Source organism: Candidatus Cloacimonadota bacterium (assembly GCA_012522635.1).
Lineage (GTDB): Bacteria > Cloacimonadota > Cloacimonadia > Cloacimonadales > Cloacimonadaceae > Syntrophosphaera.
On the sequence record JAAYKA010000008.1, the window covers coordinates 1 to 9,447 of the forward strand.

General features: G+C 51.7%; 11 protein-coding genes. 5 read left to right on the forward strand and 6 right to left on the reverse strand.

The window, feature by feature from the left end:
* The 5 genes from GX135_00300 to GX135_00320 form a co-directional block, all read right to left on the reverse strand.
* Nucleotides 1-448, reverse strand: a 448-nt coding sequence (locus tag GX135_00300) for a hypothetical protein (GenBank protein ID NLN84529.1), incomplete at its 3' end; no start/stop codon positions are given.
* Nucleotides 385-1,056: an orotate phosphoribosyltransferase gene (locus GX135_00305; protein NLN84530.1), complete on the reverse strand. Its 672-nt coding sequence runs from the start codon at nt 1,054-1,056 to the stop codon at nt 385-387. The genes GX135_00305 and GX135_00300, both read right to left, overlap by 64 nt.
* Nucleotides 1,057-1,188: 132 nt before the next feature.
* Nucleotides 1,189-2,025, reverse strand: a complete 837-nt coding sequence (locus GX135_00310) for a peptidase (GenBank protein NLN84531.1) — start codon at nt 2,023-2,025, stop codon at nt 1,189-1,191.
* Between the two features lie 4 nt (nt 2,026-2,029).
* Nucleotides 2,030-2,950, reverse strand: a complete 921-nt coding sequence (locus GX135_00315) for a pseudouridine-5'-phosphate glycosidase (protein ID NLN84532.1) — start codon at nt 2,948-2,950, stop codon at nt 2,030-2,032.
* A 100-nt stretch (nt 2,951-3,050) separates the two neighbouring features.
* The gene (locus tag GX135_00320; protein NLN84533.1) at nt 3,051-3,452 is read right to left on the reverse strand and encodes a septal ring lytic transglycosylase RlpA family protein; all 402 of its coding nucleotides are present in this window, start codon (nt 3,450-3,452) and stop codon (nt 3,051-3,053) included.
* Between the two features lie 398 nt (nt 3,453-3,850).
* Here GX135_00320 and GX135_00325 point away from each other — a divergent pair, with 398 nt between their 5' ends.
* Genes GX135_00325 through GX135_00340 form a run of 4 tightly spaced genes read left to right on the forward strand, consistent with a single transcriptional unit; the run spans nt 3,851 to nt 6,447 of the window.
* Nucleotides 3,851-4,054 (forward strand): ferredoxin family protein, encoded by a 204-nt coding sequence (locus GX135_00325; GenBank protein ID NLN84534.1) that lies wholly within the window; start codon nt 3,851-3,853, stop codon nt 4,052-4,054.
* A gap of 7 nt (nt 4,055-4,061) precedes the next feature.
* Nucleotides 4,062-5,144, forward strand: a complete 1,083-nt coding sequence (locus GX135_00330; protein ID NLN84535.1) for a 3-methyl-2-oxobutanoate dehydrogenase subunit VorB — start codon at nt 4,062-4,064, stop codon at nt 5,142-5,144.
* Nucleotides 5,145-5,155: 11 nt separating this feature from the next.
* Nucleotides 5,156-5,905 carry a 2-oxoglutarate oxidoreductase gene (locus tag GX135_00335; GenBank protein ID NLN84536.1) on the forward strand — a complete coding sequence of 250 codons (750 nt, stop codon included), beginning with the start codon at nt 5,156-5,158 and terminating at the stop codon, nt 5,903-5,905.
* Complete coding sequence (locus GX135_00340) at nt 5,905-6,447, forward strand: pyruvate ferredoxin oxidoreductase (protein ID NLN84537.1); 543 nt, start codon at nt 5,905-5,907, stop codon at nt 6,445-6,447. The genes GX135_00335 and GX135_00340 overlap by 1 nt, the downstream gene beginning before the upstream one ends.
* 95 nt (nt 6,448-6,542) lie before the next feature.
* Here the strand turns inward: GX135_00340 and GX135_00345 are convergent, their stop codons facing one another.
* Nucleotides 6,543-8,405 (reverse strand): Omp28-related outer membrane protein, encoded by a 1,863-nt coding sequence (locus GX135_00345; protein ID NLN84538.1) that lies wholly within the window; start codon nt 8,403-8,405, stop codon nt 6,543-6,545.
* A 376-nt stretch (nt 8,406-8,781) separates the two neighbouring features.
* Between GX135_00345 and GX135_00350 the strand changes: the two genes are divergently transcribed.
* A partial coding sequence (locus GX135_00350) for a sel1 repeat family protein (protein NLN84539.1) occupies nt 8,782-9,447 on the forward strand: 666 nt, incomplete at its 3' end.

The window sequence follows — 9,447 nt, forward strand, 5'->3', positions numbered from 1 at the left end:
CGCAAAGCTTTTCAATTTGCTCCGTGAAATCCGTTTCAAGCTCGTTGAGGTCTGCCAAAAGCAGGTTTTCGCCGTGATGGAGGGTGATGTAGGGTTGTTTTTGCGCCTGAAACCAGCGCTGGGCGCTTTCACTGCTGGCGAAGCAAAGCGAGGTCTGCCCTTCCTTTTTCAGGCAGGCCAGCATTTTGGGAATGGGCTCATGATTGCCAAAAGCTTTGGCTGTGAAATTTGGGTGTTGGGGAAGCTCTTCTTCGTCCGGGTTGCCGGTGTGCAGATAAAACCAGCGGGTTTTCTCTCCAAAAGGGAAGAATTTTAAAAGTTCCGCCAGTTGTTCGCGCTCAAAACGAGCCAGTGAGATTATGGCAAGGTGTTCCAAATCCGCGCTCAAATCTTTTTGTCGCTGGCGCCAGGTTTCACCAAAGGCTGTCCAGCCGTGCAAAGCGGACATTCCTCAGGAAGCCAGACCGGGATTTCCATTTGCAAGAGCGAGACGAAGGGAACGCCGAAATCCGCTGCGCCGGAGCTGCGGTCAACGATGCCCGCCACGGCTTGAACCTCGATTTGCCTGTCCTGAAGGCAGGAAATGACCTCCCGCACGGAATTTCCGGTGGTGAGGATATCCTCGATGACCACGGCTTTTTTAACGGATTCCAAATCAAAACCGCTGCGGATGGTCATGATGCCATCCTTGCGTTGGGTGAAGATGAAGGTTTTTTCCAACATTCTTGCCACTTCGAAAGCCAAAACGATGCCGCCGTAGGCGGGGCCAACTACGGTATCAAATTCGAAGGGTTCCAAAGCTTCGGCAAGCATTCCGCAAACCATTTCCGTGGCGATGGGGTCTTGCAAAAGCCGGATTTTTTCCACATATTGACCGCTGTGTTTTCCAGATGTGAGCTGGAAATGGCCTTCCAAAATGGCACCGCTGGAGATGAGCAGATTCTTGATTTGGGAGCCGCTCTGCCGCTGGGAGAGGAGTTCTTTGGCGCGCTCGGAATCCTGGGACGCAACCTGAAGCTCCACGTCGAATTTTCCGGGAAAAATCCCCGGCAGCATGGAATGCACGATTACGTTTTTCAAAAAAGCATTGATACCCTGGTCAATCAACAGTTCCTTGGCAAGTTCGGCTTCAAAACTGTCTGTGAAACGGGCGATGGTGACGAGTGTTATTTCCATTTTTTCGGCTCCTTACATTGAGGTGGTGGATGCCAGCCAAACCATGGCCATGATTGCCTCAAACACGATTTCATAGTCATCGGCGACATACTCCAAAGTGCGTCCGTCCAATCTTTTCGTATGGGGCATCAGGGAGGCTTGTTCTGCCATGGAAGTGTGGTTAAATTCAATCCTTAAGGTGATGGGCGCTTCAAAGCTATAAAGCGGAATATCATCAAGGGATTTTGCCAGCGCTTTTTGAACCGCTTCCCGCGTGAGTTCATCCACTTTGAGGCGGGAATAGTTCAGGGCGGAAAACTTTGCCACGGCTCGTTTTGTTGCCACATATTCCAACCAGGGCATGGGCGCCGCCAATTCTTTTTGCAGGGTTTCATCCCCGGAAACGAGGGTGACCGGAATGCCCAAAGAGCCGGCATAGGCTGAATTTATCAGGGTTTCGTTCATCGGTTTGCCGTTAATCCAAATGTTGTGGATGCGGCTGTTTGAATAGGTGTGGTCCATGTTGCCCTTCAAGGCGCCTGTGCCGCTGTGATAGCCCAAAAGCCAAACCTGGCTGTATTCTGCAGAAAGTTCCGGCATCATATAGCGGGGTCTGGGACAGCCGGAGATTAGATTAATTCTGGAATCCAGCTCTGTGATGCGGAAGGAAAGGTTGTCCCCATCGGCGTGGGAATCGGCAATCGTGATTTCCTCAATTTGTTTTGCCTGGGGGCTGTTGAGTGCCGCTTCCAAAGCGGTTTTCACGTGGTGTTCAACGCATGCCTTCACCGCGGGGCGGTCTGTTTTTTCCTGGTTCCAGTTATAGGTGCCGGGCATTCCTTCCATGTCGATGGAAATGTAGATACGCATTTGGCTATCCTCTTTTCGATAGTGTTTTGGCAAGTTTGGCGGCAAGCTGCGCGTTATTTTTCAGAAGCGCCAAGTTTGCTTTCACAGAATCACCTTTTGTGGTTCGCGCCAGGCAGTCAAGCAGAAAAGGTGTGAGCGCTTTGCCATGGATGCTTTTTTGCTGGGCTTCGCTCAGACAGGAACCGATTTGCGCTTCGATTTCCACGGGGTTCAGCGCGTCATTTTCCGGGATGGGATTTGCCACCAAAAGCCCTTTGCCGCCCAAGTTGTTATGGTGGTTCCAAAGCTGGGCAAAATCCTCCGTGTTCTTTAGGCAGGGGATGCCAAACTTGCTGTCCGGCGTGTAAAACAGGGGGAAAGTATGTGTTTTCCAGCCTAAAACCGGAACCGCGAGCGTTTCCAAGCATTCCAGTGTAGCCGACACATCCAAGATGGCTTTGCAACCTGCTGAAACCACCGCCACAGGGAGGTTTGCGAGCGCCCACAGGTCACTGGAAATGTCCAAGCTTTGCTCCCAACCGCGATGAACACCGCCGATGCCACCGGTGGCGAAAATTTCAATCCCTGCCAGCGCGGCAAGTTTCATCGTTGCTGAAACTGTGGTTCCGCCACTTTGCTTCAGCGCGGCTGCCAGAGCTAGGTCACGCATGCCCAGCTTTTTAAAATATCCCGGCTCCTGCAGCAAGGGCAGAATCTTTTGGAGCAATTCCGGCTCCAAGCCAATATGGGCATGGCCTTCGAACACGATGATGGTGGCGGCTGTGACCCCCTCCGAAGCGAGGATATTTTCCAGCTCCTGGAGTATTTCAAGGTTTTGCGGATGGGGCAAACCGTGGGTCAGAACCGTGGATTCCAGAGCCACCACGGGCAGCTTTGCGGCCAAAGCTTTTTCAACCGCTGGGGAAAGGATGATTGTTTTTCGCATGGTTTCTCTATATATAAAAAATGGGATCGATCATTGCTCTGCTTTTTGTGGGGGTGGGGGGCAAGGATCGATCCCGCGTTATTTGGATGGGACCGGAGGATTAGCTTTCTGAACTTGCCTTTCTGTCGGGAAGCTTTTCCACCTGGACTTTTGCCACGCCGGCGGCTAACATGCCAATTTCTTTTGCCGCGCCGTAGGAAAGGTCAATATCTCGTCCGCGGATGAAGGGCCCGCGATCCGTGACACGCACGATTACATTCTTGCCGTTTTTGGGATTGGTGATTTTTAGGAGGGTTTGGAAGGGGAGGGTTTTGTGCGCGCATGTCATCGCGTGCTGATTATAAACTTCACCGCTGGCTGTCTTGCGTCCGTGGAATTTTTTCCCATAATAGGAAGCAACCCAGGTCTCGCAATCCAGCGGTTTATGCGTACTTGGGGGTTCTTGGGTGTGAATGGAATCAATCACTGCCACCTGCTCGGTGGAAATCGTGAGTTCTTCCATATCTGTTTCTCCTGCCACAGTTTGAGCAATGATGGGTCCGACGAATGTGGCCCAGATTGCAAAAACAGTGGAAAGAATTTTTTTAGATTGTTTTCTCATATTTTTTGTTCCATGTTTGCTTAAGTCTTGCCGCGGAAAATTTTTGAGACCCTCAATTTTGTCAAGTAAAAAATTGCGTTTTTCAGGTTAACTCCATACAGGGCAGTGGCTTGACCCAAACGCAAAATTTGGGATTTTTGGAGCTTTTGAGCCCTGGAGGAGGTGGGGAAAACCCACTTTTCGGCAAAACGAGTTTTTTCTCGCTTTGAGGGCTGTTTTGAAGAAAGTGTTTGACAGATTTGGGCAGCCTCAGGCTTTATCCCAGAATAGTAAAAAACATATTGTGAAGGAGAACGACCATGCCAAGAATGACGGTTGACCCGTTCTATTGCAAAGGTTGTGGACTCTGCATAGTAGCATGTCCAAAGAAAATCATCCGATTTTCAGAGAACATCAATGCCAAGGGATACCACTACGCGGAATGTTTTAATCAGGACGAATGTATCGCCTGCAAAATGTGTTATGTGACCTGCCCGGAAGTGGCAATCACCATCGAAAAGTGAGGCCAGAATGTCAAAAATCTTAATGAAAGGCAACGAAGCTGTGGCTGAAGCCGCCATCCGTGCGGGCTGTCGCCTCTATTTTGCCTACCCCATCACACCCCAAAGTGAACTCATCGAATACATGGCAAAAATGATGCCAAAAGTGAACGGCACCTTCCTCCAGGCTGAAAGTGAAGTTTCCGCCATCAACATGGTTTACGGTGCTGCCGGTTGCGGAAAACGCGTGATGACCTCTTCATCCTCTCCGGGAATCTCGCTGAAACAGGAAGGAATTTCTTACATCGCTGGCGCGCAACTGCCCGCGGTGATTGTGAACGTCCAGCGCGGCGGCCCCGGTTTGGGCGACATCCAGCCCGCCCAGGGCGACTATTTCCAAGCCGTGAAAGGCGGCGGACACGGCGATTATCGCATGATTGTCCTCGCGCCCAGTTCCGTGCAGGAATTCGCGGATATGGCTGCCGAAGCCTTTGATTTGGCGGATAAATATCGCAATCCCGTCACCATTTTGGCAGACGGCATGCTGGGACAGATGATGGAACCCGTGGAATTCAAGGAACCCCTCAGCGACGAACAAATCGCAGCTCTGGGAGAGCAACACAAATCCTGGTGCATCCATCCCAACGAAGATGGAGATAAAAAGCATCATCATGAAATCAACTCTCTTGAAATCGACCCCGCCATGCTGGAAAAACACGTGGAAAACCTCTATGTGAAATATGCCGAGATGGAAAAGAACGAGATTAGGTATGACACCTACAACCTTTCAGACGACAACGAAATCCTCTGCGTGGCTTGGGGAACCGCTTCCCGCGTGGTAAAATCCGCCATCAACGAGCTCAAGGCAGACGGCAAAAGCGTGGGCATGATTCGTCCCATCACCTGCTGGCCCTATCCCTACGAAGCGGTTGCTGCCGCCATCGGCCCCAAAGTGAAGCAGGTGTATGTGTTCGAACTCAACACAGGCCAGATGTTGGACGACGTAAAAATCGCCGTTTGCGGCAAAACCCCGGTCAAATTCTGGGGCAAAGTCGGCGGCATCGTGTTCACACCCGCCGAAATCCAGCAAAAGCTGGAAGAGTGTTTCAAATAAAGGAGAGCCAAATGGAAGTTATCGCAAAAAGACCAGAAACCCTCAGGGACGTTCCCTTTACCTACTGTCCCGGTTGCATGCACGGCGTGGCTCACCGGCTCATCGCTCAAGCGATTGAAGAACAGGGCTTAATCAATCTCATGACCGGCGTTGCCCCCGTGGGATGCGCCGTTTTTGCCTATAAATTCTTCAATTTCGACATGGCGGAAGCGGCTCACGGACGCGCTCCTGCGGTTGCCACAGGCATGAAAAGAGCCCGTCCCGAAATGCACGTTTTCACCTATCAGGGTGACGGAGACCTTGCCGCCATCGGCACCGCTGAAATCGTTCACGCTGCAAACCGTGGCGAACACATCAGCGTGTTCTTCATAAATAACGCCATCTATGGCATGACAGGCGGACAGATGGCTCCCACCACCCTGCCCAACATGAAAACCACCACCAGCCCCTACGGACGCGACGTGAACGACATTGGCTACCCCGTCCGCATGTGTGAAATGCTGTCGACGCTGGTTGCGCCATATTATATCGAAAGAGTTTCCCTGCTCAGTCCGGCGGAAATCATCAAGGCCAAAAAAGCCGTGGACAAAGCCATTCTCTACAACAAGGAAGAACGCGGTTTCACCTTCGTGGAATTCGTGAGTACCTGTCCCACAAACTGGGGCATCGACCCCAATAAATCTCGGGATTGGGCAAAGGAAAACATGCTGCCCTTCTTCAAACCCGGCGTATATCGGGACAAGGGCGAGGGAGTTGAATAATGACCACTGAAATGATTTGCGCGGGATTTGGAGGACAAGGCGTCCTCACCATCGGAAAATTCATTGCCCAAAGCGGCATGAAAGAAGGTAAAAATGTCTCCTGGCTGCCTTCCTACGGCCCGGAAATGCGCGGTGGCACGGCAAACGTTTCCGCCGTGGTCTCAGACGAACCCATCGCCTCACCCATCGTGAGCTATCCAGACATCCTGGTGGCTTTAAACCAGCCTTCCCTGGATAAATTTGCCCCCCAGGTTCGCAAAAACGGCGTGGTCATTGTCAACACCAGCGCCTGCCCCCACGGCTGCAAACGCGACGACGTTCAAATTGTGGCGGCTCCGCTCAGCGACATCGCCCTGGAAATCGGCTCCATCCGTGTGTTGAATATGCTGGCAATCGGCATCGTGATTGGCAAAACCGGCCTCATCAAATTTGAGACCCTGGAAGAAGACCTCAAATCCTTCCTCGCTGCCAAAGACCCTGGTCTCTTGGAACTGAACCTCACCGCCATCAAGCGCGGCATGGAGATTGGAAAACAGGGATAACCCAGCCTTTTACGCAATAAATTAAACAAGGCGCGGAAATAATCTCCGCGCCTTTCATTATCTGGCTGATATTCAATCCTGATTGCAGGCGGATTCTATCTCATCAGCACCAATTTACAGGAAAAGGCTTCCCCACCGCTTTTCATCCTGACGATGTAGGCGCCATTGCCCAGTTTTTGACCATTGTTGTCCAATCCGTCCCACTGAGCGTGGTGGCTTCCGGCGCTCTTATTTTCCGCCACCAGGGTGCGAACCAACTGTCCCCGTAGGTTATACACGCCCAGTTCAACCCGCTGGCTCTCCTTCATGGTATATTCAATCATCGTGTTTTGGGAAAAAGGATTGGGGAAAACACCACCCAGAGAGGTTTTAACCCCTGGCATGCTGTTATCATCATTGGCGACGGGAGGCGCTTCCAATTCCAAGAATGGCAGCTTTGTGGCTTGGATAACTTCCTTGTTGTCAAGGTTTTGGATGAACGCCACCAGTTCGCAATTTTGCGCCACCCAAGTCTCGTCTTTATCGATGGACAGGGTGTAATAGTTGCTTCCGATGGGCGCGTTCATCAGGTCGATAACGGTTCCTTCCCAATCCGGAAACATCCCACGGTTCACAAAGTTCATGTGGTTTTGTCCCTGCCAGGAATAGGTGATGTGGGATTCAGTCAAAGCCAAATGCAGCGCCAAATTCGGATACGCCACCGGCGCCATTTTATCCACCACGATGGTGATGTCATATCCTGTGCGGGTTTGCTCGCCAAAAATCATGATGAAAACCGGGGTTCTCACTGTGGCGCGTTGATTGTAAAGGGGCAACAGGGAATTGAAAATGCTGTTCGAATTGCTGCCTCCGGTATAAAATAGTGTGCCATCGAAAATACTGGTGGGATAGGCGCTCACGCCATAATAGCCGTTTCTGCCGTCGGAATCGGTGTTGGCAAAGGCATCTCCATTGTGGTTTTCAAGCACAGCCACGTTGTATCCGCCATCCACAAAATCATCCGCCGCCAGCGCCGCTCCCGGGCAATAGGGGCACCAGCCGCCTGTGCCAATCTCCAAGAGCACCATCTGCTTCAGTGTGGTCCAGGTGTTCACAAACGCGGTTTTCAGATTATTTGCCGGGTCCTGGTCTTCCACGTCTTCCAATGACGTCACCAAAAATTCAAAACGGTAAAGCTCGTTGGTCATCGTCGGACTGAAATCCGGAAAAACGGCGGTGTCGGTTTCCCAGGAACCCAGAAAAACACTGTAATGTTCCGGCTGGGAATAAACCAATTCCTCTCCGCGGAACACATCCAGCGAAACCAACGCCACCAGCGGATTTTCACCCAGGTTTGCCACGGTGCATTTGGGCGTGAAACTACTTCCCATGCTGCTTTGCTGGGGCAAATCCGTCCCGGTGATGGCAAGGTCATATTCAAAGGGCGTATAAAGCCTGATGTTGTCGATAAACCAATAGTTCAGGTTTGTGGAATTGCCGCTGAAAAACAGCGCGAACTGAAAATCCGCCGCGCCCACATCCTGGGTGGCGAGTTCCACCGTCCTCAGTTCAGGACCCAGATTACCGCTCACAGTCATTTCCCAGGCAATGTTCCAGGTGCTTCCTGCTGTGCCGCTGCGGGTTGCCACTCCAATCCTGTAATTCGAGTTATAGTGGTCCACAAACTGCCTGAAATCCAGATACATGATGCTTTCGCCGCTGGTGTCCACGCTGGGGGAAACAAAATAGGTGCTTCCGTTGAATTGTGGGCTCCAGTTCAGGCGCAGTTCGGGAAGGCTGCCGCCAGCATTGCTGCTGTTGCGGAGGCTCCAATTTCCAGCCTGGTTTTCAATGCTCCAGCCCGGAGGTGGAAAAGTGCCGGAACCAAAGTCCTCATCAATCCAAGTATCACGGGACCCGGCCAACAATCCTCCCAATCCGAAGATTAGCAAAGCGACCAAAACAAGGGTTTTCTTCATTTTCTTATCTCCATTCATTTTTGCTTATTGTAATGATGTCTATCAATGTGTTTCCCCAAAATCTGTCAAATAAAATCCGGTTTTTTGAAATCGATACTCTCAATTGCCATCTCGCTGCCTGCCACTTCACCACTAAAACCCGCACCGACCCGTCATCCTGAGCTTCAGCGAAAGATCCAAGCCCTGGCAATTAAGAATGTTCCTTCGACCACCCAGACTCCGAAATCAACAACCCAAACCCAGACCAGTCCGTCATCCTAGAGCGTAGCGATAGGAGCCAGTCCCTGTTTTTCAAGCGGAGCGGCAGCGCCGACAGAAGGCAATATATTTCTTGACGAAAATCCTCCATCCTCTTCTCTCTCTCCATCTGCAAAATATGGAGGAAAACATGGACAAAACGCTGCTGGAACGTGCCCAAACTGAGGATGCCGAAGCGCAATATAACCTGGGAAGGTTATACCACGAAGGCCAGGACCTGGCGCAGGATTACAAAGAAGCCGCCAGATGGTATCGTCTTGCCGCAGACCAGGGTCATGCCAATGCGCAAGACCTTCTGGCTGCGCTATATTACAATGGCCTGGGTGTGGAACAGGATTTCAGCGAAGCCGCCAAATGGGTGCGCCTTGCTGCTGACCAGGCTCATGCCCACGCGCAAACCAGTCTGGGCTACCTGTACAGCAATGGCCAGGGTGTAAAGCAGGATTTCAGCGAAGCCGCCAAATGGTATCGCCTTGCCGCGGAGCAGGGTTATGCCGATGCGCAGCATAACCTGGGAATGTTGTATGAAGATGGTCTGGGCGTATCACAAGACCCCCAAGAAGCCGCGAAATGGTATCGTCTCGCCGCAAACCAGGGTCATGTCCACGCGCAAAACAACCTGGGAGTGTTGTTCAAAAATGGCTTGGGCGTGGAACTGGACCACAAGCAAGCTGCCAACTGGTTCAAGCTCGCAGCAGAGCAGAGCCTCCCCGTTGCGCAATTCAACCTGGGAAGATTGTACTCCACCGGCCAGGGCGTGTCACAAAACAAAACAGAGGCTGCC

Coding starts and splice junctions, on each gene's coding strand:
- GX135_00305 (NLN84530.1), bottom strand. CDS start 1,056: ATGCTGCCGGGGATTTTTCCCGGAAAATTCGACGTGGAGCTTCAGGTT.
- GX135_00310 (NLN84531.1), bottom strand. CDS start 2,025: ATGCGTATCTACATTTCCATCGACATGGAAGGAATGCCCGGCACCTAT.
- GX135_00315 (NLN84532.1), bottom strand. CDS start 2,950: ATGCGAAAAACAATCATCCTTTCCCCAGCGGTTGAAAAAGCTTTGGCC.
- GX135_00320 (NLN84533.1), bottom strand. CDS start 3,452: ATGGAAGAACTCACGATTTCCACCGAGCAGGTGGCAGTGATTGATTCC.
- GX135_00325 (NLN84534.1), top strand. CDS start 3,851: ATGCCAAGAATGACGGTTGACCCGTTCTATTGCAAAGGTTGTGGACTC.
- GX135_00330 (NLN84535.1), top strand. CDS start 4,062: ATGTCAAAAATCTTAATGAAAGGCAACGAAGCTGTGGCTGAAGCCGCC.
- GX135_00335 (NLN84536.1), top strand. CDS start 5,156: ATGGAAGTTATCGCAAAAAGACCAGAAACCCTCAGGGACGTTCCCTTT.
- GX135_00340 (NLN84537.1), top strand. CDS start 5,905: ATGACCACTGAAATGATTTGCGCGGGATTTGGAGGACAAGGCGTCCTC.
- GX135_00345 (NLN84538.1), bottom strand. CDS start 8,405: ATGAAGAAAACCCTTGTTTTGGTCGCTTTGCTAATCTTCGGATTGGGA.